The sequence below is a fragment of the Klebsiella sp. 10 genome, from assembly GCF_018223925.1.
Lineage (GTDB): Bacteria > Pseudomonadota > Gammaproteobacteria > Enterobacterales > Enterobacteriaceae > Klebsiella > Klebsiella pneumoniae.
Genome location: NZ_JAGRRB010000002.1, coordinates 17,152 through 41,589, shown reverse-complemented (window position 1 = coordinate 41,589; position 24,438 = coordinate 17,152). Strand labels below are relative to the sequence as shown.

Genomic DNA, 24,438 nt, shown 5'->3' with positions numbered 1-24,438 from the left:
TCCCGCCCCGTCGGCCGTGGCGCTTACTGGCTGACGGTTTTCACCGGATGGTCAGGTTTCTTATCATTACCGGGGATCCACGGGCTCCACGGCTGCGCGCGGACGGGTTTATCGGTCTGCCAGACCACGTTGAACTGGCCGTTGCCTTCAATTTCACCGATCATCACCGGCTTATGCAGATGGTGGTTGGTGGCATCCATGGTCAGGGTAAATCCGGACGGCGCGTTGAAGGTCTGCCCGGCCATCGCCTCGCGTACTTTGTCAACATCGGTGGTGCCCGCTTTGGTCACCGCCTGCGCCCACATATGCAGGCCCACCCAGGTCGCTTCCATCGGATCGTTGGTCACCACCGTATCGGCATTCGGCAGCTTGTGCGCTTTGGCATACGCGCGATAATCGGCGACAAAGGCTTTGTTGGTCGGATTATCGACGGACTCAAAGTAGTTCCATGCCGCGAGGTTGCCGACCAGCGGTTTGGTATCGATGCCGCGCAGCTCCTCTTCCCCCACCGAGAAGGCCACCACCGGTACATCGGTCGCTTTCAGACCCTGGTTAGCCAGCTCTTTGTAGAACGGTACGTTGGAATCGCCATTGATGGTGGAGACCACTGCCGTTTTGCCACCGGCGGCGAATTTTTTGATATTGGCGACGATGGTCTGGTAATCGCTGTAGCCGAACGGGGTGTAGACCTCCTCGATATCTTTGTCCTGGATCCCTTTGGCATGCAGGAAGGCGCGGAGGATCTTGTTGGTGGTGCGCGGATAGACGTAGTCCGTCCCCAGCAGAAAGAAACGTTTAGCGCCGCCGCCGTCCTCGCTCAGCAGGTATTCCACCGCCGGGATAGCCTGCTGGTTAGGCGCCGCGCCGGTATAGAAGACGTTGGGGGACATCTCTTCCCCTTCGTACTGCACCGGGTAGAACAGCAGGCCGTTCAGTTCCTCAAACACCGGCAGGACCGATTTACGCGAGACCGACGTCCAGCAGCCAAACACCACCGCCACTTTATCCTGGGCCAGCAGCTGGCGCGCCTTCTCGGCAAACAGCGGCCAGTTGGAGGCCGGGTCGACCACCACCGGCTCCAGTTTCTTGCCCAGCACCCCGCCTTTGGCGTTGATGTCGTCGATGGCCATCAGCGCGACGTCTTTCAGCGGCGTTTCGGAAATCGCCATCGTCCCGGAGAGCGAATGCATGATCCCGACTTTGATGGTGTCGGCGGCATAGGCCTGAAAGGAGAGACCCATAGCCATAACAGAGGCGGAGAGTGCAAAAGCTTTTAATAACGTTCTACGTTGCATGATTCACTCCTGAGTAGCGCAAAAAATAAAGAATTAACAGCTAACCAGAGGTGATAAGGCAAAAAAGGTGCCAGGTTGTGAAAACAGCAGGATGCGGCGCAGGTGGGCGATAGTGGCGAAGAGGATGGCAGCGTTGCCTCATCACGGTGCAACGCTGCGCTAAGAAAGCAATTACCAGACGTCGGCGGCGATGGAGGTCACCAGACGGACCTTTTGCCATTGCTGGTCTTCGCTGAGGGCATTCCCCTCTTCAGTGGAGGCGAAACCGCACTGCGGGCTGAGGCAGATCTGCTCGAGCGGCACGTACTGCGCGGCCTCGGCGAGACGCGCTTTTACCCCCTGCGGATTCTCCAGCTCGCCGTTTTTGGTGGTGATCAGCCCGAGGACCACCTGCTGATGGCCGGGACGAATAAAGCGCAGCGGCGCGAAATCCCCGGAGCGGTCGTTGTCGTACTCCAGGAAGAAGGCATCGACATTAACGCTGCCAAACAGCACCTCGGCAACCGGCTCGTAACCGCCTTCCGAGATCCAGGTTGAACGGAAGTTACCTCGGCAGACGTGCAGGCCCACCGTCAGATCGGCCGGCTTACCCTCCAGCGCCTGGTTCAGCACCCGGGCATAAATACGCGCCAGCGCATCTGGATCCTCGCCGCGCTCACGTACCTGCTGGCGCTGGGCATCGGAGCACAGATAGGCCCACACGGTATCGTCCAGCTGCAGATAGCGGCAGCCGGCGTCATAAAACGCGCGGATGGCGTCGCGCCAGGTGGTGGCCAGATCGTCGAAGTAGTCGCTAAGATCCGGGTAGACCGTGGCATCGATATCTTTCCGCCCGCCGCGGAAGTGCAGCACGCTCGGGCTGGGAATGGTCATCTTCGGCTGCGCGTCGCCGCTGATGCTTTTCAGATAGCGGAAATCCTCCAGCATCGGGTGGTCGCCAAACGCCAGCTTGCCGGTGACGCGAACGCCGTGCGCTTTGGTCTGCACGCCGTTGAACTGGATCCCCTGCTCGGCATCGTAACGTTCAACGCCCTGCAGGCCATCGAAGAAATCGAAATGCCACCATGCGCGACGAAACTCACCGTCGGTGACCACATGCAGGCCGCAGTCGCATTGCTGCTGAACCAGATGACGGATCGCGTTATTCTCAATCTCGCGTAGCTGAGCGGCGTCGATAATCCCCTCAGCCAGCTGCTGACGCGCCTGTTTAATGCTGTCCGGGCGCAAAAAACTGCCGACGATGTCTGCGCGGAACGGGGCCTGTTGACGTTGCATGCTGTCTCCTTAGCGGTGGGCGCGTTAGTTGCCCACCGTGATAGTTCATTATTTGAATTTTTAGACTTCTGGATGGCTATATGTCCAGATACTGGCATGCAGAGTGGTGGGTCGCAAACGAGAATATTTCATGGTACATGAAAAATTTTCATTTACCGGAAACAAACGCATAGCCCTCATCTTCCCAGCCGGTGAGTCCGCCGAGCATCATTTTCACCGGCCGCCCGAGCTCAGCCAGCTTCAGCGCGGCAACGTCAGCGCCGTTGCAGTGCGGCCCGGCGCAGTAGACCACAAAGAGGGTATCCGCCGGCCAGGCGGCCATTCGCTCGGCGGTGATCTGGCTGTGCGGGAGATGCTGCGCGCCTGGCAGGTGACGTCTGGCGAAGGCTTCCTCACTGCCGACCACGTGCAGCAGGACGAAGTCGACCTCGCCGGCACGCTGGGCGCTGTGCACATCGGCGCAGTCGGTCTCAAGATGCAGCTTATGGCTGAACCAGCGGATAGCCTCAGCGGAGGTGGCGGGGGGAAATTGGGTTACTACACTCATGGCGTCTTCTCCTTGTCTGTGATAACACTACTTTACTGACGCCCATCACCCTGATCTGCCGACAACCATGACAGAAAACGCTAACATCCTGACAACCCCTTCTGTGACACCGTCACGTCATCAGGTGGTCGCCCTCGCCTACGATGGCCTGTGCACCTTTGAGTTTGGCGTAGCCGTGGAGATCTTCGGCCTGCCGCGCCCGGAAATGGGCGACAACTGGTACCAGTTCGCCGTCGCCGCCGTCGATGAAGGGCCGCTGTGCGCCACCGGCGGCATCCGCCTGATGACCGACGGCGGTCCTGAACTTCTCGCCCAGGCGGATACGATTGTGGTCCCCGGCTGGCGCGGCGTCGACGCCCCGGTCCCCGAGGCGCTGTGCGCCGCGCTGGCTTCCGCCCACGCCCGCGGATGTCGGATTATTTCTATCTGTTCCGGGGTGTTCGTTCTCGCCGCCGCCGGGCTGCTCAATGGCCGCCAGGCGACAACCCACTGGCGCTACACTGCGGCGCTGCAGTCCCGTTTTCCGCAGATCCAGGTGGTGGAGGACGTCCTTTACGTGGGCGATGCTTTGCTGATGACTTCCGCCGGCAGCGCGGCGGGGATCGACCTTTGTCTGCATCTGGTGCGTGAAGATTTCGGCAGCGAAGCCGCCAACGTCGTCGCCCGCCGCCTGGTCGTCTCTCCCCATCGCGACGGCAGTCAGGCGCAGCAGGTCCTGCGCCCGGTAGCCCGCAGCCGGGAGAGCCTGCGCCTCGGTCAGCTGTTTGACTATCTGCACCAGCATCTTGCCGCCAACCATACCGTCGCTTCCCTCGCCCAGCGCGCCGGCATGGGGACGCGCACCTTTTTGCGCCGCTTTGAGGAGGCCACCGGTAAAACGCCCGCCCGCTGGCTGCTGGAGGAACGACTGCTGCGCGCCCGCCAGCACCTGACGGAGAGCACGATGGGCATCGATCAGATCGCTGAGCGCTGCGGGTTTGCCAGCGCCGGCACCCTGCGCCACCATTTTCGCCAGCACTTCGCGCTCAGCCCGCTGCAGTACCGTAAACAGTTTACGCCTTCTCCGATTGCAAAATCGTCGCAGCCACGGACAATAGACGGCCACAGTAAACCGGTCGCCAGGAGGGTCGATGATGAAGAAAGAGTGTCGGGTAGTGATCTATAAAGAGGGGCTGCTGGGCAGTCTGTTTTTTGGCGAAGCCAAGGCCGACCCTGACAAAATGAGCCAGTTTCTCAGCAGCTATACCCGTGAGGGATGGGAAGTGAAAACCATGTCGGTGGAGCGCCGCCGTACCGCCCTGTTCTGGTCGCGGGAAGCGTATCTTTTCGTGCTCGAACGCCCCCTCTGACAGCCTGCGCCTGGTTTACACGTTTAAGCCAGGCGTTTCTAAGCGTCAGCTTTCAGGGCTGACGGATATAGCCCTGCTCCTGCATTTTCTGCATGCCTTCCTCGCTGGCGCAGACCATGCCGGTAGTCAACATGGCAAAGCCAAAGCGCTGATAAAACGTAATTTTATCGGCCACCGCATAGATAAATATTTTGCCAAAGGGCAGGAGTTGCTCCCGGATGGCCAGCATCAGCTGTTGCCCGTAGCCCTGTCCCTGACGAGCGGGGACGATCGCCACATCCGCCAGATAGCTGCTCCAGGTGCAGTCGCTGATGGCTCGCGCCACGGCAATCAGCTGACCGTTCTCATAGCCAAACCAGCAGAAGGTACTCTGGCGGAACGCCTGCTCCAGTTGCTGAACATCACGCTCATTCAGCCCGGCCTTGGCGATGATCGTTCGCACTCGCTGCCAGTCCACCCGCGCGATCGCCTCTTTACCCTCAATCACCATCATGACCTTGTCTCCCGTCGTCTCCCGGAAGCAAGATCTAGCATGCCGCGGCAGGATATGCCAGATGGAAAGCCGGACTGAAGCAGTCGGTACAGGGTGGAAGGGGCAAAAAAAACCGCCATATGACTGGCGGTAAATCAATGCTTGCATGGATAGATTGTGTTTTGCATTTTTCGCAGACAGATAAGCTTTACCTCTCTACGTTTGCTGCCGAAGTTAGCATGCTCAACTTCAATAAAGCCTCAACGACCAGCAGCTAAAGCTTCTCCACCAGCGCTTTCAGCTGCGCCAGAGTCTGCTGCCGGTCCTCCGCGGCGGCGACAGGCCAGGCCGACTGGCGCACGATGAGCCGGGTCGGCAGCAGCTCGCGGATCCGCAGCTGCGGGGCCGCCATCAGGGCAATCAGCCGCTCCACCGCCCTTTTGCCCAACAGATCGAAGTCCTGCGCCACCGTGGTGAGCGGCGGCTGGAAGTAAAGGCTGTCGGCGGTGTCATCGTAGCCGGTCACCGATACCGCCTGGCTGCCGCTGCGATTGAGCTGGGCCAGCGCGCTGAGCACGCCGAGCGCCATCTGATCGTTTGCCACCACTATGGCGCTGATCCGCGGCTGCAGGTGGAGGAGCTCGAAAGTTTTCTGCCAGCCGCTGGCGGCGCTCCAGTCGCCAAACACCGTAGTAGAGCGGGCAATATTCAGACTGTGCAACGCCTCGCGCCAGCTGGCGAGACGCAGACGGGCGGAAACCGAACTTTCCGGTCCCGCCAGCAGACCAAATTCGCGATGCCCCAGCTCCCACAGGTGGCGCACGCAGGCCCCGCAGCCGTCGCGGTGGTCGAAGCGCACGCAGCAGACATCGGCCTCCGGGGAGACATCGAGAAACAGGCAGGCCATATCCGGATTGTCTTGCACCAGCCGCTCGGCAGTGGCGCTCTCCAGCGGCAGACTGACGATCACCCCGCGAATATGCTGAGCGCGCAGCTCGTCCAGCCGGGCCTGCAGCGCGACAAAATCAGCCTGCGCCGGCATCGCTATCGCCACTTCCAGCTGATGCAGGCTGGCATGGCTCTTTATCGCGGCGGCGATCTGCGAGGGGGCGTGCAGCGTCAGCGAGGCGGTAATCAGCCCGATGGAGGGCGCCGCTTTGCCGGCAAGCAGCTGCGCCGAGCGGTTAGGCACATAGTGCAGCGCCTGCATCGCGCGGATCACCTGCTCGCGGGTGCGGGCTGACACCACCTCAGGACGGTTCAGCACCCGGGAGACCGTCTGCTGGGACACGCCCGCGGCGCGGGCGACATCCTCCAGGGTTGCGGTACGACGCGGCATCTTTTCTCCTCAGCAATAACAATGTCGTGCGCTAACATTTTATGTTTAACGCGCGACAAAAAACAGCGCTTCGCCCCCGCTTTCGTGATCGTCTGTTAATTTCGATTCCCCCGAGATTGCTGGACAAAACAAATTACCCGATAACGTTAATCATCCTGTTTAGCGAACGACAATTTCTGACTTACCGGGGTTTAATATGCAAATTAGCGATACCGGCCGCAGCCACACTCCTGACTTTCACGCCGTCCTCGCCCGTGAAGACTGGCAGAACCAGACCATTACCCACCTTAACCGCCTGCCAGCGCATCCCGTTTTCGCCAGCTGGCGCGATGAGCTTGCCGCCCGCGATAACCTACCTTCATCCCGCCGCCGTCAACTGGACGGCGAGTGGCAGTTCTCTTACGCCCGTAGCCCGTTTGCCGTCGATGCGCAGTGGTTGACGCAGGATCTACCGGACTGCCGCGGCACGCCTGTGCCTTCCAACTGGCAGATGGAGGGCTATGACGCGCCGATCTACACCAACGTCCGCTATCCCATCGACACCACCCCACCGCGGGTGCCGGAGGATAACCCGACCGGCTGCTACTCCCTGCACTTTACGGTTGAGGACACATGGCGCGAGAACGGGCAAACGCAGATTATTTTCGATGGCGTCAACTCGGCGTTTCATCTGTGGTGCAATGGCGTGTGGGTCGGCTATTCGCAGGACAGTCGCCTGCCGTCGGCGTTCGATCTCAGCCCCTTTCTGCGTCCGGGCGACAACCGCCTGTGCGTGATGGTCATGCGCTGGAGCGCCGGCAGCTGGCTGGAAGACCAGGATATGTGGCGGATGAGCGGTATTTTCCGCTCGGTATGGCTGCTGAATAAGCCGCAGCAACGGCTATGCGACGTGCAGTTGACGCCAGCCCTTGACGCCCTCTATCGCGACGGCACTCTGCAGGTCCAGGCGACCGTCGAGGCGACTGAGGCGGCGCTTGCCGGGCTCAGCGTCGGGGTTAGCCTGTGGCGCGGCGAGGAGCAGATCGCCGCCGGGCGGCAGCCGTTAGGTACCCCGACGGTGGATGAGCGCGGCCACTACGCGGAACGGGTCGATTTCTCCCTGGCGATGGCGACGCCGGCGCACTGGAGCGCGGAAACCCCGAACTGTTATCGCGCCGTGGTCACCCTGTGGCGCGGCGACGAACTGCTGGAGGCCGAAGCGTGGGACATCGGTTTTCGCCGCATCGAGATTGCCGATGGCCTGCTGCGTCTCAACGGTAAACCGCTGCTGATCCGCGGCGTTAACCGCCATGAGCATCATCATTTGCGCGGGCAGGTGGTCACCGAGGCGGATATGGTGCAGGACATTCTGCTGATGAAGCAGAACAACTTTAACGCCGTGCGCTGCTCGCACTATCCCAACGCGCCGCGCTGGTATGAACTCTGCAACCGCTACGGTCTGTACGTGGTCGATGAAGCCAATATTGAAACCCACGGGATGGTGCCGATGAATCGGCTGTCCGACGATCCGGCGTGGCTGCCAGCCTTCAGCGCCCGCGTCACCCGGATGGTACAGAGCAACCGCAACCATCCGTGCATTATCATCTGGTCGCTGGGCAACGAGTCCGGCGGCGGCGGCAACCACGAAGCGCTGTACCACTGGCTGAAACGAAACGATCCGAGCCGTCCGGTGCAGTACGAGGGCGGCGGCGCGGATACCACCGCCACCGATATTATCTGTCCGATGTACGCCCGCGTCGAACGCGACCAGCCGATCCCGGCGGTCCCCAAATGGGGGATCAAAAAATGGATCAGCCTGCCCGGTGAGCAGCGGCCGCTGATCCTTTGCGAGTACGCCCACGCGATGGGCAACAGCCTCGGCAACTTCGCCGATTACTGGCAGGCCTTTCGCGAGTATCCGCGGCTGCAGGGCGGGTTTATCTGGGACTGGGCCGACCAGGCGATCCGCAAAACCTTTGCCGACGGCAGCGTCGGCTGGGCCTATGGCGGCGACTTTGGTGATAAGCCTAACGATCGCCAGTTCTGTATGAACGGTCTGGTGTTTCCCGATCGCACGCCGCATCCGTCGCTGGTGGAGGCGAAGCACGCCCAGCAGTATTTTCAGTTCACGCTGCTGTCGACCTCGCCGCTGCGGGTGCGCATCATCAGCGAATACCTGTTCCGCCCAACCGATAACGAAGTGCTGCGCTGGCAGGTGCAGGCGGCCGGTGAACCCCTGTATCACGGCGACCTGACCCTGGCGCTGCCCCCTGAGGGCAGCGACGAGATAACGCTGCTCGATAGCCTGATCCTGCCTGAAGGCGCCCGCGCGGTGTGGCTGACGCTGGAGGTGACCCAGCCCCAGGCGACCGCCTGGTCAGAAGCGGAGCACCGCGTCGCCTGGCAACAGTTTCCCCTGCCCGCCCCGCTGGCGCTGCCGGCGCCCACCGTTTCTGCCGGCGCTCCGGATCTTATCGTCAGCGACGAGGTCTGGCAGATCCGCGCCGGTTCGCAATGCTGGACCATCGATCGCCGGACGGGTCTGCTGAGCCGCTGGTCGGTTGGCGGTCAGGAGCAGCTGTTGACTCCCCTGCGTGACCAGTTTATTCGCGCGCCGCTCGACAACGACATCGGGGTCAGCGAAGTAGAGCGTATCGACCCCAACGCCTGGGTGGAGCGCTGGAAAAGCGCCGGCCTGTACGATCTTGAGGCGCACTGCGTCCAGTGCGATGCGCAGCGCCTGGCAAATGAAACCCTCGTCGACTGCCGCTGGCACTACCTGCGCGGCGAAGAGGTAGTGATTGTCAGCCGCTGGCGCATGCACTTCACTGCTGACGGAACCCTGCGGTTGGCGGTGGACGGCGAACGGGCGGAAACCCTGCCGCCGCTGCCACGGGTCGGGCTGCACTTCCAGGTGGCGGATCAGCAGGCGCCGGTGAGCTGGCTGGGTCTGGGGCCGCATGAGAACTACCCCGACCGGCGGAGCAGCGCCTGCTTCGCCCGCTGGGAGCAGCCGCTGGCGGCGATGACCACCCCCTATATCTTCCCGACGGAAAACGGCCTGCGCTGTGATACCCAGGCGCTGGACTGGGGGCGCTGGCACATCAGCGGTCATTTCCACTTCTCCGTTCAGCCATGGAGCACCCGTCAGCTGATGGAGACCGACCACTGGCACAAGATGCAGGCCGAAGACGGCGTGTGGATCACCCTCGACGGCCTGCATATGGGGGTGGGAGGCGATGACTCCTGGACCCCCAGCGTGCTGCCGCAGTGGCTCCTGAGCCAAACGCGCTGGCAGTACGAGGTCTCATTGCGTTGCTTTTAATCCGTGGGGGCGACAGCCCCCACCCCACAAACAGAATAACAAGGGATCATGGTGATGAAATTCTCAGAACTGGCGCCACGAGAACGGCATAATTTCGTCTATTTCCTGCTGTTCTTTTTCTTTTACTATTTCATTATGTCGGCCTACTTCCCGTTTTTTCCGGTGTGGCTGGCGGACGTTAACCATTTAACTAAAACGGAAACCGGGATCGTTTTCTCGTCTATCTCGTTATTCGCCATTATTTTTCAGCCGGTGTTCGGCCTGATGTCGGATAAGCTCGGCCTGCGCAAACATCTGCTGTGGACCATTACGGTATTGTTAATTCTGTTCGCGCCATTCTTTATTTTCGTTTTCTCTCCGCTGCTGCAGATGAATATTATCGCTGGTTCGCTGGTAGGCGGGATCTACCTGGGGATTGTTTTCTCCAGCGGCTCCGGGGCGGTGGAAGCTTATATCGAACGCGTCAGCCGGGCCAACCGCTTTGAATATGGCAAAGTGCGGGTCGCAGGCTGCGTCGGCTGGGCGCTATGCGCCTCGATAACCGGCGTGCTGTTCGGCATCGATCCCAATATCACCTTCTGGATCGCCTCCGGCTTTGCGCTGGTGCTCGGTCTGCTGCTCTGGCTGTCGCGGCCGGAAAGCAGCAACAGCGCCCAGGTTATCGAGGCGCTGGGCGCCAATCGCCAGGCCTTTTCGCTGCGTACGGCGGCAGAGCTGCTGCGTATGCCGCGCTTCTGGGGCTTTATCGTCTATGTGGTGGGTGTCGCCAGCGTCTACGACGTGTTTGACCAGCAGTTCGCCAACTTTTTCAAAAGCTTTTTCGCCAGTCCGCAGCGCGGTACCGAAGTGTTTGGCTTCGTCACCACCGGCGGCGAGTTGCTCAACGCGCTGATCATGTTCTGCGCGCCGGCCATCGTTAACCGCATCGGCGCCAAAAACGCCCTGCTGACCGCGGGGATGATCATGTCGGTGCGTATTCTCGGATCGTCCTTCGCCTCATCGGCAGTCGAGGTGGTGATCCTCAAGATGCTGCATATGTTTGAGATCCCCTTCCTGCTGGTGGGAACTTTTAAATATATCTCTTCCGCCTTTAACCCGCGCCTCTCGGCCACCCTGTTCCTGATCGGTTTTAATCTGTCAAAACAGTTGTCCGGGGTGGTGCTTTCCGCCTGGGTGGGCCGGATGTACGACACCGTCGGCTTCCATCAGGCCTATCTGATCCTCGGCTGCATAACCCTGAGCTTCACCCTGCTCTCGTTCGTCACCCTACGCGGCGGCAACCGTCTGCTGCCGACCGCAGAGACGCAGAGCCCCGCCTGACTCCAGCGCCCCCGTCAGGGATGACGGGCTTCACTCGACAATCCGCGTCTCCCCGCCGCGATTCTCCAGCGCATAGCGCTGACAAGGCGCCCCGGCGGCGATAAGCTCCGCCAGCTCCGCCGAGTGGCTGGTCAGCCAGATCTGGCTGTAGCGCGAGGCCTCGATAATCAGCCGGGCCAGCGCGGGCAACATGTCGCGATGCAGGCTGTTCTCCGGTTCATTGATCGCCAGAAACGCCGGCGGGCGCGGACTGAGCAGCGCGACGGCGAGGCACAAAAAGCGCAGCGTACCGTCGGACATCTCCGCCGCCAGCAGCGGGCGGCGGATCCCTTCGCGACGCATTTTCAGAGCGAAACGCGAGTGCTCGTTTTCACAATAAAACTGGCAGCCGGGAAAGGCGTCGGCAAGGATTTCATGCAAAATCTCCTCCGCGCCGATCTCGACAATGGTTTGAAAGGCAGCGGCGAGATTCTGGCCATCGCTGTCGAGGACTGGCGAACGGTAACCCACGGCCGGCTGACGCAGCGGCGAATGACGGCCAATCGCGAATTCATGATAAAACCGCCAACGGCGCAGCGTCTCCCGCACTCGCGATACTTCGGGAAAACGGTGCGGCTCGCCAAGCTGACCGAACACCGACTCATTTTCATAAATACTCTCGGTGAAAGTACTTTTCTCCCCGGTGACATCGACGAGAAACGCCGCCTGATTCCTGCGCTGCAGTACGCGGGAGGAAGGCCGGCGGGAGTAGCCGGCCAGCCAGATATTCTCTTCTTTAACGATAGGATCGAGCATGAATTGCGTCGGATAGGGCAATTTTTCAGGGAAGCCTATCTGCAGCTCATAATCGAAGCTGTCGGTCCGGCAGGCGATTTGCAGCCGGCGGGGGTGACGATCGAGGGGCGAACGCTCCCCGGACCACATCATATTCTCCAGACCGCCCTCTTCGCTGATAAACCCCGAAAGCCTGCCCTCAGCGGCAGCGGTCAGCAGGTGGATGGCGTTATAAATATTGGATTTACCGCAGCCGTTAGGGCCGAAGACAATGTTCAGCGGCCCGAGCTCCAGCGCGATATCCTTCACTGAGCGAAAATTTTGAATACGAATGTACTGAATCATTATGCGTCCGGCCCTGGAAATAGAAGGCTGCCACAGTAGCACAGCGGCGCCCGGCACACCCTCTTACGCCCCCTTTCGGGCAGGGTTTAACAGAACATTTTTTTCATTCCACGGGTCAGGGCGACCCGCGTCAGCTTATCGCTATCCTGATGGGCGTCGCTGAAAACGCCAAAAAAATAGCGTTCATCGTCAATGGTTTGGCTAACAATTCGGTAGCTCAACGGTTGCCCGGATAGCGCACCGTACTGCGCAGGCGTCACCGAGACCTCGGTCGCGTCATCGGCGACGCTGACCAACAGCCCGTCCGCCTTACCGCCCACCAGCATGACCTTAATTATCGGGTGCACCAGTTCCTCCCGGGATGGCATATAGCGTTGGCGAACCGCAGGGACCGGCGGGCGTGGTGATCGGCAAACAGCGACGCCCGACAGAGTGCGGTATTTAGTACTTTCTTATAGTTCATCACGGCCTTGAGTCAAAAAATAGCGTGCTTAGGCAGGGCTAGATATTGATTATTCGAAATAAAAGATGACAAATGATGAAGGAAAAAAGAGGAATTGTGAATCAGCAAAACGCCGGGTTATTCTTATTTGTCGCTTCTTTACTCGCCTTTATCGGCCTTCACTCAAGGATGTATTGTGGTTATGCGTTATATTCGCCTGTGTATTATCTCCCTGTTAGCCACCCTGCCGCTGGCGGTACACGCCAGCCCGCAGCCGCTTGAGCAAATTAAACAAAGCGAAAGCCAGCTGTCGGGCCGCGTAGGCATGATAGAAATGGATCTGGCCAGCGGCCGCACGCTGACCGCCTGGCGCGCCGATGAACGCTTTCCCATGATGAGCACCTTTAAAGTAGTGCTCTGCGGCGCAGTGCTGGCGCGGGTGGATGCCGGTGACGAACAGCTGGAGCGAAAGATCCACTATCGCCAGCAGGATCTGGTGGACTACTCGCCGGTCAGCGAAAAACACCTTGCCGACGGCATGACGGTCGGCGAACTCTGCGCCGCCGCCATTACCATGAGCGATAACAGCGCCGCCAATCTGCTGCTGGCCACCGTCGGCGGCCCCGCAGGATTGACTGCCTTTTTGCGCCAGATCGGCGACAACGTCACCCGCCTTGACCGCTGGGAAACGGAACTGAATGAGGCGCTTCCCGGCGACGCCCGCGACACCACTACCCCGGCCAGCATGGCCGCGACCCTGCGCAAGCTGCTGACCAGCCAGCGTCTGAGCGCCCGTTCGCAACGGCAGCTGCTGCAGTGGATGGTGGACGATCGGGTCGCCGGACCGTTGATCCGCTCCGTGCTGCCGGCGGGCTGGTTTATCGCCGATAAGACCGGAGCTGGCGAGCGGGGTGCGCGCGGGATTGTCGCCCTGCTTGGCCCGAATAACAAAGCAGAGCGCATTGTGGTGATTTATCTGCGGGATACGCCGGCGAGCATGGCCGAGCGAAATCAGCAAATCGCCGGGATCGGCGCGGCGCTGATCGAGCACTGGCAACGCTAACCCGGCGGTGGCCGCGCGCGTTATCCGGCCCGCAGCACCTCGCAGGCGTGCCGGGCGATATGACTGGCGGCGGCATCGGAAAGATGCCGGTCGGTAATGATGGTGGTGAACCGGGTCAAAGGTAACGCCATAAACGTGGCCACCTGATTGTATTTCGAACTGTCGCACAGCAGGATGCTTCTCGCGCTGACCTGGCTGACGGTCTCCTTGACGGTAACCTTGTTCTCATCAGGGGTGAATATCCCGCGACTGTCCCAGCCGCTGGCGGAGATAAAGGCCGTATCGATAGCCAGGTGGCGTAACGTACGCGCCGCCGATTCGCCCACGCAGGAGCGGTTCTCCCGGCACAGAGTGCCGCCGGTGTGGATCACGCCGCACTGGCTGGCATCGATCAGCAGCTGGGTTATCTCAAAATCATTGGTGACCACCTGGAGATCGTTCCGGTCGAGGATCGCCCGCGCCAGCGCCAGGGTGGTAGTCCCGGCATCCAGATAGATGCAACTGTTTTTAGCGATATGACTCGCCGCCAGCGCGCCGATCGCCTGTTTCTCCTCACTCTGCAGCGTGCTTTTCACCAGATGACTGGGTTCCGCGGCCAGCCGGCTGACGGCGCGTACGCCGCCCGAGACGCTGACCAGCAGCCCCTGCTCCTCCAGTTTACTGACGTCCCGACGGATGGTCATATGGGACACGCCGAGGATCTCCGTCAGCTCGTTAATGCTTACCGCCCCACGCTGCTCCACCAGGGCTAAAATACGCTGATGTCGTTCTATTGGAATCACCGCTCTCCCCTTACCATTTTTTCACACCAGGCGTCACCACCCAGGCTACGGCCCTGGCGACACCCGGTGTTGTTATCGCGCTTTGCCGCTGTTTTTTACGCTATTTTAGGGCAAGAATCGCCGCTGTGCAGCCTCTTTCCGCCTGTGAATTTTTTATATTCATGTGGGTTATTCGTGATAACTCTCACATAAATTCACATGATAACGCTTTATTCTATCATTAAATCACATTAATTAACTAATGTTCACAAGGAGACCAGCATGGCTGCACACACTAACGTCTGCGTGATTGGACTGGGTTCAATGGGCATGGGCGCCGCCCGCGCCTGCCTGCAGGCGGGCCTGAACACCTGGGGCGTTGACATCAATCCCGACAACTGTCGCGCACTGCTGGCGGCGGGCGCCAAAGGCGCGGGCCCCAGCGCGGTGCCGTTCGCCGCGGAACTGGATGCAGTTGTGCTGCTGGTGGTCAATGCCGCCCAGGTGCGGGGGATCCTGTTCGGCGAGAGCGGCCTCGCCGCCCATCTGAAGTCGGGCACCGTCGTGATGGTGTCGTCCACCATCGCCTCCGCCGATGCTCAGGCCATTGCCGAGGCGCTGGCGGAGTACCAGCTATTGATGCTCGACGCGCCGGTATCGGGCGGCGCCGTGAAAGCGGCCGCCGGCGACATGACGGTGATGGCCTCCGGGAGCGATGCCGCCTTTGCCCGACTCGCGCCGGTGCTGGACGCCGTGGCCGGCAAAGTCTACCGCATCGGGAGCGACATTGGTCTTGGCTCGACGGTAAAAATTATCCATCAGCTGCTGGCCGGGGTGCACATCGCCGTTGCCGCCGAAGCGATGGCGCTTGCCGCCCGCGCCGGGATCCCACTGGAGACGATGTATGACGTGGTCACCCACGCGGCGGGTAATTCCTGGATGTTTGAGAATCGCATGCAGCACGTCCTGGATGGCGATTACTCGCCAAAATCCGCTGTCGATATTTTTGTCAAAGATCTCGGGCTGGTGAATGACACTGCCCGGGCGCTGACCTTCCCGCTGCCGCTCGCTACCACCGCGCTGAATATGTTCACCTCCGCCAGTAATGCCGGATTCGGTCGGGAAGATGACAGCGCGGTGATCAAGATTTTCAACGGCATCACCCTGCCGGGCCATAAACAGTGAGGAGAGACAACATGCAGCTTGGTGTCATTGCCGATGACTTCACCGGCGCCACGGATATTGCCAGCTTCCTCGTGCGCAACGGCATGCCGACGGTGCAACTGAATGGCGTGCCGACCCGCGATATTCCGCTGACCAGCGAGGCGGTGGTCATCAGCCTGAAAACCCGCTCCTGCCCGGCGGAAATGGCCGTCAGCCAGTCGCTGGCGGCCCTGCGCTGGCTGCAGGCCCAGGGCTGTCAGCAGTTTTATTTCAAGTACTGTTCCACTTTCGACAGCACCGCGCAGGGCAACATTGGCCCGGTGCTGGATGCCCTGCTGGCCGAGCTGGGTGAGACGCGGACGGTGATTTCCCCGGCGCTGCCGGTTAACGGCCGCACGGTCTATCAGGGATATCTGTTCGTCGGCGAGCAACTGCTGAATGAGTCCGGGATGCGCCACCATCCGGTGACGCCGATGGAGGATGCGCACCTGGGCCGCTTAATTGAGCGCCAAGGGCGCGGAAAAGCCGCGCTGATTGCCTGGCCGATTGTCGCCCGGGGGCCGGAGGCGGTCGCCGCCGCGCTGGCGGCAGTCAACGATCCGGCGGTGCGCTATGTGGTGCTCGACGCCCTCAGCGAACAGGATCTGCTCACCCAGGGCGTGGCGCTGCGGGAGATGAAGCTGGTCTCCGGCGGTTCCGGCCTCGCCATCGGCCTCGCCCGCGACTGGGCGCAGCGCCATGGCGCCAGGGGGGAAAGCGCTCAGGCCGGCATGCCGCTGGCCGGTCCGGCGGTGGTGCTCTCGGGCTCCTGCTCGGTGATGACCAACAGCCAGGTGGCGGCCTATCGTCAACAGGCCCCCGCCCGCGCCGTCGACTTAAGCGCCTGCTTTACCGATCTGGAGAGCTACGTCAGGACGCTGACTGACTGGGTGGACGCGCAGCGCGATGCGCCGCTGGCGCCGATGATCTATGCCACCACCGAGCCGCAAACGCTGCAGCGGATCCAGGCGCAGTATGGCGACAAGGCCAGCAGCGAACGGGTGGAACAGCTGTTTGCCGCTCTTGCCGCCGCCCTGAAGGCGAAAGGATTTACCCGCTTTATTGTGGCCGGAGGGGAAACGTCGAGCATTGTGGCGCAGACCCTGGGGGTTGAGGCGTTCCATATTGGGCCGACCATCTCCCCTGGCGTGCCCTGGGTGCGTGACACCCGCCAGCCGCTCTCCCTGGCGCTGAAGTCAGGTAACTTCGGCGATATCCAGTTCTTTGCCCGTGCCCAGCAGGAGTTTCGTCATGACTGAGCAACAACTGCGAGAGGAAATGGTGCAGATTGGCGCCTCGTTGTTTAGCCGCGGCTATGCCACCGGCTCCGCTGGCAATCTGTCGCTGCTGCTGCCGGACGGCAACCTGCTGGCGACGCCGACCGGCGCCTGCCTCGGCGAACTGCAGGCTCAGCGGTTGTCGGTGGTGACGCTGCAAGGGGAATGGATCTCCGGCGACAAACCGTCGAAAGAGGTCACTTTTCACCGGGCGGTCTATTTGCACAACCCGGCCTGCAAGGCGATCGTCCACTTGCACAGCCACTATCTGACCGCGCTCTCCTGCCTGCAGGGGCTCGATCCGCACAACTGTATCCGCCCCTTTACCCCCTATGTGGTGATGCGCGTCGGCGACGTCCCGGTGGTTCCCTACTACCGGCCGGGCGATGACCGTATTGCCCAGGCGCTGGCCGGGCTGGCGCCCCGCTATAACGCCTTTTTACTGGCCAACCACGGACCGGTGGTTACTGGCTCATCGCTGCGCGAAGCCACCAACAATACCGAGGAACTGGAAGAGACCGCACGGCTGATATTTACCCTCGGCAACCGCGAGATCCGCTACCTGACCGCTGACGAAGTGAAAGAACTGAGATAAAACCATGCCAAAATTCGCTGCAAATTTATCCATGCTGTTTACCGAACTGCCGTTCCTGGAACGCTTTGCCGCCGCTGCCCGGGCGGGATTTGAAGCCGTTGAGTTTCTGTTTCCCTATGAGTATGCCGCCGGGGAAATCAGACAGCGCCTGCAGGAGAACCAGCTGCAGCTGGTGCTGTTCAATACCCCACCCGGCGACGTCAACGCCGGAGAATGGGGGCTCGCCGCCATCCCCGGGAGAAGCGCGGAGGCCCGACGCGATATTGAGCTGGCGCTGGAGTATGCCTGCCAGCTCGGTTGCCCGCAGGTGCATATCATGGCCGGCGTGGTGCCGCCGGGAGCGGATCGCGCAGCCTGCGAGGCCGTGCTTATCGATAATCTGCGCTACGCCGCGGAGTGCTTTGCCCGCCACGACAAGCGGATACTCATCGAAGCGCTGAATCCGCAGACCAAACCGGGCTATCTCTACCACAGTCAATATCAGACGCTGGCGATGGTGAAACGGGTCGACAGGCCGAACCTGGCGGTGCAGTTAGATCTGTTTCACGCGCAGAAGGTGGACGGCAATTTAAGCCATCTTATTACCGAATATGCCGGCCAGTATCGCCATATTCAGATTGCCTCCCTGCCCGACCGTCATGAACCGGATGAGGGCGAAATAAACTATCCGTGGCTCTATGCGCTACTGGATAAAACCGGTTATGACGGCTGGATCGGCTGCGAATATATCCCCCGGACAGACACGCTTTCCGGGCTGGGGTGGTTCTCGCCCTACCGGAAAAAATAAACGCCGTTTTCTAAAAAAATAACTCTCTGTACACCTGTTAATACCCGAGGCAAACCTATGTCGACATCGGCGCTGTTACTTATTGCGTTAGCCAGCGTAGTGCTGTTGCTCCTGTTAGTGATCAAAGCGAAAGCACATCCTTTTGTGGCGCTCCTGATCGTCAGTCTGCTGGTGGCATTCGCCACCGGCATTCCGGCAGATAAAATTATAACCACCATTGAAAAAGGCATGGGCGGCCTGCTTGGCCACATCGCCAGCATTATTATTCTGGGCTCAATGCTGGGGGTGCTGATTGAAATGTCCGGCGGCGCCGAATCGCTGGCGAAAACGTTGACCGGCGTACTGGGTGCAAAACGAACCATTGCCGCCTTAACCATCGTGGCTTTTATTCTCGGCACCCCGGTCTTTTTTGAAGTCGGCTTTATCATCATCATTCCGTTAATCTACGGCTTCAGCAAAGTCGCCCACGTGTCGCCGCTGAAGTTTGGCCTGCCGATGGCCGGCGTGATGTTAACCGTCCACGTGGCGCTGCCCACCCATCCTGGCGCAGCGGCTGCGGCAGGCATTCTGCATAGCGATGTCGGTTGGCTGATGCTGGCGGGGATTGGGGTGTCGGTGGTCGTCGGTATCGTGGGCTATTTTGTCGCCCGGTTTATCAATCGGCGCCATTATCATCTGTCGATTAACGTGCTGGAGCAGCAACAAACGGCGGAAGTACCGGATCTCTCGGTTAACGCGCAGCAGACCCGTCTGCCGCCGCCGAATGCGCTGGTTATCGGTGGGCTGATCGTGGTGCCCATCATGCTGATTGTTTCCGGGACGCTGTGTCAGGCGCTTCTGCTGCCGGAAAGCGCGGTTCGCCAGCTGATGACCGTCATTGGTACCCCTCCGGTCGCCCTGCTGATCTCCCTGGGCCTGGCCAGCTGGACGCTGGGCATCCGTCGGCGGATGAGCCTGAAAAAGCTGGGCGAAGTCACCGGCAGCGCGATCCCCTCGTCGGCGGACGTGATCCTCGTCGCCGGCGCCGGCGGCGCCTTTGGCGGCGTACTGGTCGCTTCCGGCATCGGTAATGCCTTAGCCGAGGCGCTGGAGACAATACATCTGCCGCTGATGCCCGCCGCTTTTCTGCTATCGCTGGTGCTCAGAGCCTCGCAGGGTTCGGCCACCGTGGCGATCCTCACCACCTCCGGTCTGCTGTCGCAGGCGGTTGTCGGTCTGGAGCCGCTGCAGCTGGTGCTGGTGACGCTGGCGACCTGCTTCGGCTCGCTCGGGCTGTCGCACGTCAACGACGCCGGATTCTGGGTCGTCACGCGCTATCTCGGACTCTCGGTGCCGGATGGACTCAAAACCTGGACCGTCTTGACAACCATCATGGGGGTGACGGGCTTTCTCATCACCTGGCTGCTGTGGTTTGCGCTTTGATGTTAACCTGGGTGGCTCCGGCCACCTTAACTTCGCCCCGGCACAGGCCCTGACCCACTACCGCTGTCAGACCGCAGACCCGCTGCCGACAGCGTCACCGGGATAAAATAGCGTACGCGATAGCGCCTGTCCCCTGCCTCTTCGCCTTCCGCATGGCGGGTTATAAAACATTCAATGTCATAGCCGTCCCGACGACTTACCCCCAGGGATGGCAGCAGCTCCATATACAGATCGCTGGATAAACGAGCATAACGTGACCAACTGCCGTAGAATTCAACCCCGACATAAAGCCCTGACCGGGTGGTCAGCGAGCTGTTCATGGCCAGCGCGGGGGGCAGCTTTCCCGCCTCATGACAGCCGACAAAAGCGTTAACCTCGACGTTAAGCTCATTTTTACTCGCCGCGGCGTAGTCGGAAAGTACGGAAAGCGAGCCTCCGCCAGCGGTGAAAAAACGGTCAACCTTTTGTCTGATGCTCGTCTTAGCGGTGCTTTGCAACACCAAATCCGACAGGCGCAGTTCATACTTCATCGGATAGCCGTAATAGACCTGTTCCGGCAGAGAAAAAAAACGAGCCAGAGGTAGGCTCTCTCCGTCCGGGTGAAACTTTTTCAACAGCTTTGCCGTGTCCCAGTGCGCCGCGCAACGGTATTCACGTGGCGAGAGCGAAAAGCGCTTCTTAAACTCCCGGGAAAAGGTCTGCGGCGAGTCATAGCTTAACTGCCAGGCAATAGCGGCGATCGGTTGTCGTGTTAAGCGCAGACTGACCGCTGCGATGGTCAACCGCCGCAGACGAATATACTGCCCGATGGGTAACTGGCCATACTGGTAAAACACGTCGTACACAAACCGACGTGAATAGCCCATATACAGCGCCAGGTCATCGATCGCCGGGTTACAATAGATATTATCCTCCAGCCACGCCAGCATTTTCAAATAGAGCATCTGCTTCATAAGTACGGCATACATCCTGTATTCTTGTCCTCCGCTAATTTTAACAACAGAGCGCGGCTATCACTAAGCTTTTTATGCATTGCAAAAATAAAAAAACAGGAAACGACTTTAAATAGTGACAAATATATGCTTAAGGTTTTGTTTATTAGGAACTTTCGCATATCAATATACCGTTATCTCACTTTCCCCACCAGATATTGCATTAATGGAAAACATCCCTTAGATTACCACGGCTAAAAATAGTACCTGCATCATCATTATATTCTTTAATTTATCCAGATATGTTTTTTAATGCCCACAGGGAAGTTATATGGCTAATTTTTTGTTCAATATAAAAAATCACTATTTGCGAGTCGCTATTGCTGAACTGGTTGATGAAGCGATGAAGGCCGCCGGGCGGCCACACTATCAGTTTTCTCAACAATGGGATGCAGGATCGATGGCGCAAGCTGATGTGATATTTACGGAAATGGTCGCGGGGGAGTGGTACTTGTGCCAGGATCTTTTTCAGCATGCCCCGGAACAATATACGCTTTTTATTTTCCCGGACAATGAACACGCTACCGTAGATGAGGGTTTACCGAATTGTCTGCAGCATGCGGTATTTATGCCGCCTCACGCTCGCGTTCAGCGACTGAAAGATGAGATAGCTAACGCCATTGAGCGTCCGCTGCTACCGCGGCAAGACCCGCCGTTCAATCGTCTGCGGCGTTGCATTAATTGCGCCTGCAGGTCGGTCAGCGACGCGCAAACCAAAGTCATTTACGCGTTCAGTATTGGCCTGAGCCCGCATGAAGTCGCCGCTGCGCTAAATATTAGTCCCAAAACGATTCATTCACATAAAAAGAATATTATGAGTAAATTTAATTTGAATAGCCGTCAGCAGTTTAACAACCTTGTGCAACTGCTCGCCAAACGCTGATACAACTCGTCGTTTTATTCTGTCAAACAATCATCTTCTGGAACGGAAAACATACCGTCTCTTGCGCCTTTCCTGAATATAGGAAAAGCCACTCCATAAAGAAATGATGGGACATAAAATCAGACACAAAATAATAAAGAAGTCGCTCATATCAAACCTGACAAAAGAATTTAATTTAGAGTGATAATATTCACTCGATTATATTCAGGCAAGACCAGCGCCTCATTTTTGAGAGTGGGAAATAGAATGGTAGGATAATTCCTGGTAGCGAATATTAACAGGTAAAATAAGACGCAGCGCCAGTGTCTGAGGAGGGAATGAGAGGCCTGTTAGCGTCTTTTTGCATTGAGGATGAGAAAAAGATAGCCAAATGTGTAATTCCCTGTACAGTGGAGGGAATCACAAAGTGAAGCTCGCGTTCCGCGTAGCGGACATCACGGTTGGTTGAATGTTTGTACATATCAGCCTCGCCCTCCTTTAGGGTCAGGCCATACTCATCTTGCATGCTGAGCGCGGATGTTCTTACGCCGCGGGAGCGATCGTAACAACTATGCTAACCACCCTGATTTACCGCAGCCAGGTTCATCCTGACCGCCCGCCCGTCGATCTCGACGCTTTAGTCCATCGCGCCAGCAGTAAAAATTTGCCCCTTGGCATCACCGGCATTCTGCTGTTTAACGGCCTGCAGTTTTTCCAGGTCCTGGAAGGGACTGAGGAGGCACTTGAGTCGCTGTTCAGCGAAATCCAAAGCGACCCGCGTCATCGCGACGTAGTGGAGCTGATGCGCGATTACTCAGCCTACCGACGTTTTCACGGCACCGGAATGCGCATACTGGATCTCCGGCTGTTTGAAACCGATGGCGCGCTGGAGGAAATTCTGCGCTTTAGCACGTTTGGGGTCACCGAACCGGTCAACGACCGGATGTTCCGGCTGCTTAGCGCCTTCATTGCCGACGGCGGCCGCTATTGCCTGCCCGAGCCGCTGCAGCCCTCTCGCTGGATGATGATGCCCGCGTCAGGTACGGCCGCGCCGCAGCACCTGCCCGGTCAACCTTGCCAGTTTGCTCTGCAGGCTATTGTCGAGCCGGCTAAAAAGCGAGTTTCTTCCTTTGAGGCTCTGATCCGCAGCCCAACCGGCGGCTCTCCCGTGGAAATGTTTGCCGCCATTGCGGCGGAGGATCGCTACCGTTTTGATCTTGAAAGCAAAGCGTATGCATTCGCTCTCGCAGGCCAGCTGCCGCTCGGGAAACATCAGCTGGCGATTAACCTGTTGCCCGGATCGCTGTATCACCACCCTGACGCCGTAGGCTGGCTGATGGACAGCCTGCTGGCGGCCGGCCTCAGACCGGATCAGGTACTGATCGAGGTGACCGAGACAGAGGTGATCACCTGCTTTGACCAGTTCCGCAAGGTGCTCAAAGCCCTGCGCGTCGCGGGCATGAAGCTGGCCATCGACGACTTTGGCGCAGGTTATTCCGGCCTGTCGTTACTGACCCGTTTTCAGCCTGATAAAATCAAAGTGGATGCGGAACTGGTGCGCGATATCCATATTAGCGGCACCAAACAGGCGATTGTCGCCTCGGTCGTCCGCTGCTGCGAGGATCTTGGCATTACGGTGGTGGCTGAAGGTGTCGAAACCCTGGAGGAGTGGTGCTGGCTTCAGTCGGTGGGCATACGCCTGTTTCAGGGCTTTCTCTTTTCCCGACCCTGCCTTAACGGCATCGGGGAGATTTGCTGGCCGGTAGCGCGCCAGGCAATGGACCTGTAAGGCCGCGCCCCCGGGCATCGTCACTGCCAGTGGGCAAGCTTTTCGCTCAGCGCCGCCAGGGCATATCGTACCGCTTTCGCCACCACGGTCTCACAGTCGCCGGCAAAGCACATCCGTTTGGTTTCAGTCTGGCCGCGAAAATTCCAGGCAAACCATACCGTGCCGGCGGGGGTACCATCTTCCCCGCCCTCCGGTCCGGCGTAGCCGCTGACGGCGATGGCGATATCGGCCCCGGCGAGCGCCAGAATACCAGAGGACATCTCCTGAACGCAGGCTTCGCTGACGGCGCTGTGTACCGCCAGGGTTTCCGCGCGAACCTGCAGCACGTTGCGCTTGGCTTCATCGCTGAAGGTCACTACGCCGGTATCATAAAATGCCGCGGTATCCGCCTGGGCACAGAGCGCTGCCGCCAGATTCCCTCCGGTGCAAGACTCCGCCGTGGTCAGTCGCCAACCGCGCGCGATCAGCGCCCGAGCCACTTCAGCGGTTAGTTCATGCGTATTGTTTGCGTCGCTATCGATCTCGTCAGTCATTCTTCCTCCTCGCCGAAATTGAAAGAAATAGCAGACTCACTGCGTCTGCTAACAGAATAGCATATCGATTTCTTTGTCGTCGGGGGGCCATTTATATTTTCAGGGGGAAAGGATAAAGGCCCGCAGGGCGGGCCTTTAAGGTAACATCGTCGGAACAACGGTGAATCAAACTTTATGTTCTATCACGCGCCCCTGATTCTCGATCGCAATTTTACGCGGTTTTTCGCTCTCCGGGATTTCCTGGTGGATGGCTATTTTTAAGATGCCGCTATCCAGCTGCGCCTGATTAATTTGGGCGTGTTCAGGAAGAGAGAAACTGAGCTGGAAATTAGCGCGGCGGATACCTTTATAAATCCAGCGTTCACCGCTGTCTGTCGAGGCATCGGTTTCCTGGCGTTTCCCGGAAATATGCAGATTCCCCCCTACGGTTTCTATTTCCAGCTCATCATCTTTCCAGCCAGGCACGCTGACGCAGAGCAGGAAATTGCTGTCGTCGACTTTCTGTAAATCATAAGCCGGTAAAGTGCCCACCGGCGTATCGCCCGTTAACTGGCTGAAAAGACGGTCAATACGATTAAAGCGATCGGCAAAAAGAGAATCAGCAAATACCGGGAGTGCTGACAAGGTTTTGAGTGCCATAATTAACCTCCTGAATATTCATTCAAAAGCTCAACATAAAGGCAAGCATTGCT

24 protein-coding genes are annotated in these 24,438 nt (G+C 59.1%); 12 read left to right on the top strand and 12 right to left on the bottom strand.

The window, feature by feature from the left end; genetic code table 11:
* Nucleotides 1–23: 23 nt before the first annotated feature.
* The 3 genes from urtA to KHQ26_RS03095 form a co-directional block, all read right to left on the bottom strand.
* Nucleotides 24–1,295 (bottom strand): urea ABC transporter substrate-binding protein, encoded by a 1,272-nt coding sequence (urtA, locus tag KHQ26_RS03105; protein WP_004176249.1) that lies wholly within the window; start codon nt 1,293–1,295, stop codon nt 24–26.
* 171 nt (nt 1,296–1,466) lie between these two features.
* On the bottom strand, nt 1,467–2,570 hold the full coding sequence (locus tag KHQ26_RS03100; protein ID WP_004148338.1) for a cobalamin-independent methionine synthase II family protein: 1,104 nt from the start codon (nt 2,568–2,570) through the stop codon (nt 1,467–1,469).
* Between the two features lie 148 nt (nt 2,571–2,718).
* Entirely contained in the window at nt 2,719–3,117 is a 399-nt protein-coding gene (locus KHQ26_RS03095; RefSeq protein WP_020805005.1) for a rhodanese-like domain-containing protein, read from the bottom strand.
* A 67-nt stretch (nt 3,118–3,184) separates the two neighbouring features.
* Here KHQ26_RS03095 and ftrA point away from each other — a divergent pair, with 67 nt between their 5' ends.
* Nucleotides 3,185–4,282: a transcriptional regulator FtrA gene (gene ftrA, locus KHQ26_RS03090; RefSeq protein ID WP_020805001.1), complete on the top strand. Its 1,098-nt coding sequence runs from the start codon at nt 3,185–3,187 to the stop codon at nt 4,280–4,282.
* Nucleotides 4,251–4,466 (top strand): DUF4177 domain-containing protein, encoded by a 216-nt coding sequence (locus tag KHQ26_RS03085; protein ID WP_004205985.1) that lies wholly within the window; start codon nt 4,251–4,253, stop codon nt 4,464–4,466. The genes ftrA and KHQ26_RS03085 overlap by 32 nt, the downstream gene beginning before the upstream one ends.
* Before the next feature lie 52 nt (nt 4,467–4,518).
* Here the strand turns inward: KHQ26_RS03085 and KHQ26_RS03080 are convergent, their stop codons facing one another.
* Both KHQ26_RS03080 and KHQ26_RS03075 read right to left on the bottom strand, forming a co-directional pair.
* A complete protein-coding gene (locus tag KHQ26_RS03080) occupies nt 4,519–4,959 on the bottom strand; it encodes a GNAT family N-acetyltransferase (protein WP_023328603.1) in 441 nt (146 codons plus the stop codon).
* 253 nt (nt 4,960–5,212) lie between these two features.
* Entirely contained in the window at nt 5,213–6,277 is a 1,065-nt protein-coding gene (locus KHQ26_RS03075) for a LacI family DNA-binding transcriptional regulator (protein ID WP_004183956.1), read from the bottom strand.
* A 196-nt stretch (nt 6,278–6,473) separates the two neighbouring features.
* Between KHQ26_RS03075 and KHQ26_RS03070 the strand changes: the two genes are divergently transcribed.
* Both KHQ26_RS03070 and KHQ26_RS03065 read left to right on the top strand, forming a co-directional pair.
* Nucleotides 6,474–9,581: a beta-galactosidase gene (locus KHQ26_RS03070; RefSeq protein WP_049256854.1), complete on the top strand. Its 3,108-nt coding sequence runs from the start codon at nt 6,474–6,476 to the stop codon at nt 9,579–9,581.
* A gap of 54 nt (nt 9,582–9,635) precedes the next feature.
* Nucleotides 9,636–10,901, top strand: a complete 1,266-nt coding sequence (locus KHQ26_RS03065; RefSeq protein WP_004176258.1) for an MFS transporter — start codon at nt 9,636–9,638, stop codon at nt 10,899–10,901.
* A gap of 30 nt (nt 10,902–10,931) precedes the next feature.
* On the opposite strand, the gene KHQ26_RS03060 is transcribed toward KHQ26_RS03065, so the two are convergent.
* Both KHQ26_RS03060 and KHQ26_RS03055 read right to left on the bottom strand, forming a co-directional pair.
* Complete coding sequence (locus tag KHQ26_RS03060; RefSeq protein ID WP_020805010.1) at nt 10,932–12,020, bottom strand: AAA family ATPase; 1,089 nt, start codon at nt 12,018–12,020, stop codon at nt 10,932–10,934.
* A gap of 86 nt (nt 12,021–12,106) precedes the next feature.
* Complete coding sequence (locus KHQ26_RS03055; protein WP_004176262.1) at nt 12,107–12,367, bottom strand: hypothetical protein; 261 nt, start codon at nt 12,365–12,367, stop codon at nt 12,107–12,109.
* A 297-nt stretch (nt 12,368–12,664) separates the two neighbouring features.
* Between KHQ26_RS03055 and KHQ26_RS03050 the strand changes: the two genes are divergently transcribed.
* Nucleotides 12,665–13,525: a broad-spectrum class A beta-lactamase SHV-11 gene (locus KHQ26_RS03050; protein WP_004176269.1), complete on the top strand. Its 861-nt coding sequence runs from the start codon at nt 12,665–12,667 to the stop codon at nt 13,523–13,525.
* Nucleotides 13,526–13,545: 20 nt separating this feature from the next.
* On the opposite strand, the gene KHQ26_RS03045 is transcribed toward KHQ26_RS03050, so the two are convergent.
* On the bottom strand, nt 13,546–14,307 hold the full coding sequence (locus tag KHQ26_RS03045) for a DeoR/GlpR family DNA-binding transcription regulator (RefSeq protein ID WP_002210513.1): 762 nt from the start codon (nt 14,305–14,307) through the stop codon (nt 13,546–13,548).
* 261 nt (nt 14,308–14,568) lie between these two features.
* Here KHQ26_RS03045 and ltnD point away from each other — a divergent pair, with 261 nt between their 5' ends.
* From ltnD to KHQ26_RS03020, 5 genes are read left to right on the top strand one after another with little or no spacing between them, the layout of a single operon-like run.
* Nucleotides 14,569–15,471, top strand: coding sequence for an L-threonate dehydrogenase (ltnD, locus tag KHQ26_RS03040; protein WP_032410308.1), 903 nt, complete (start codon nt 14,569–14,571; stop codon nt 15,469–15,471).
* 11 nt (nt 15,472–15,482) lie between these two features.
* Nucleotides 15,483–16,748, top strand: coding sequence for a 3-oxo-tetronate kinase (gene otnK, locus KHQ26_RS03035; protein WP_004183946.1), 1,266 nt, complete (start codon nt 15,483–15,485; stop codon nt 16,746–16,748).
* Entirely contained in the window at nt 16,741–17,361 is a 621-nt protein-coding gene (locus KHQ26_RS03030; protein ID WP_002210516.1) for an aldolase, read from the top strand. Before otnK ends, KHQ26_RS03030 begins: the two co-directional genes overlap by 8 nt.
* A 4-nt stretch (nt 17,362–17,365) precedes the next feature.
* Nucleotides 17,366–18,148: an HPr family phosphocarrier protein gene (locus KHQ26_RS03025; protein WP_004183945.1), complete on the top strand. Its 783-nt coding sequence runs from the start codon at nt 17,366–17,368 to the stop codon at nt 18,146–18,148.
* Nucleotides 18,149–18,205: 57 nt separating this feature from the next.
* Complete coding sequence (locus KHQ26_RS03020; protein WP_004209818.1) at nt 18,206–19,570, top strand: GntP family transporter; 1,365 nt, start codon at nt 18,206–18,208, stop codon at nt 19,568–19,570.
* A 26-nt stretch (nt 19,571–19,596) separates the two neighbouring features.
* Here the strand turns inward: KHQ26_RS03020 and KHQ26_RS03015 are convergent, their stop codons facing one another.
* The gene (locus tag KHQ26_RS03015) at nt 19,597–20,523 is read right to left on the bottom strand and encodes a helix-turn-helix domain-containing protein (RefSeq protein WP_020802919.1); all 927 of its coding nucleotides are present in this window, start codon (nt 20,521–20,523) and stop codon (nt 19,597–19,599) included.
* A 310-nt stretch (nt 20,524–20,833) separates the two neighbouring features.
* Between KHQ26_RS03015 and kbvR the strand changes: the two genes are divergently transcribed.
* Entirely contained in the window at nt 20,834–21,445 is a 612-nt protein-coding gene (gene kbvR, locus KHQ26_RS03010) for a LuxR family transcriptional regulator KbvR (protein WP_211777845.1), read from the top strand.
* A 30-nt stretch (nt 21,446–21,475) separates the two neighbouring features.
* Here kbvR and KHQ26_RS03005 read toward each other — a convergent pair whose 3' ends face one another.
* On the bottom strand, nt 21,476–21,595 hold the full coding sequence (locus KHQ26_RS03005) for a small membrane protein (RefSeq protein ID WP_004195995.1): 120 nt from the start codon (nt 21,593–21,595) through the stop codon (nt 21,476–21,478).
* A 400-nt stretch (nt 21,596–21,995) separates the two neighbouring features.
* Between KHQ26_RS03005 and KHQ26_RS03000 the strand changes: the two genes are divergently transcribed.
* Nucleotides 21,996–23,213 (top strand): diguanylate phosphodiesterase, encoded by a 1,218-nt coding sequence (locus KHQ26_RS03000; protein WP_004143607.1) that lies wholly within the window; start codon nt 21,996–21,998, stop codon nt 23,211–23,213.
* 20 nt (nt 23,214–23,233) lie between these two features.
* Here KHQ26_RS03000 and KHQ26_RS02995 read toward each other — a convergent pair whose 3' ends face one another.
* Together KHQ26_RS02995 and KHQ26_RS02990 are read right to left on the bottom strand one after the other, a co-directional pair.
* On the bottom strand, nt 23,234–23,746 hold the full coding sequence (locus tag KHQ26_RS02995; protein ID WP_002903810.1) for a 2-oxo-tetronate isomerase: 513 nt from the start codon (nt 23,744–23,746) through the stop codon (nt 23,234–23,236).
* A 165-nt stretch (nt 23,747–23,911) separates the two neighbouring features.
* Entirely contained in the window at nt 23,912–24,385 is a 474-nt protein-coding gene (locus tag KHQ26_RS02990) for an Hsp20 family protein (protein WP_020805002.1), read from the bottom strand.
* Nucleotides 24,386–24,438 lie beyond the last annotated feature (53 nt).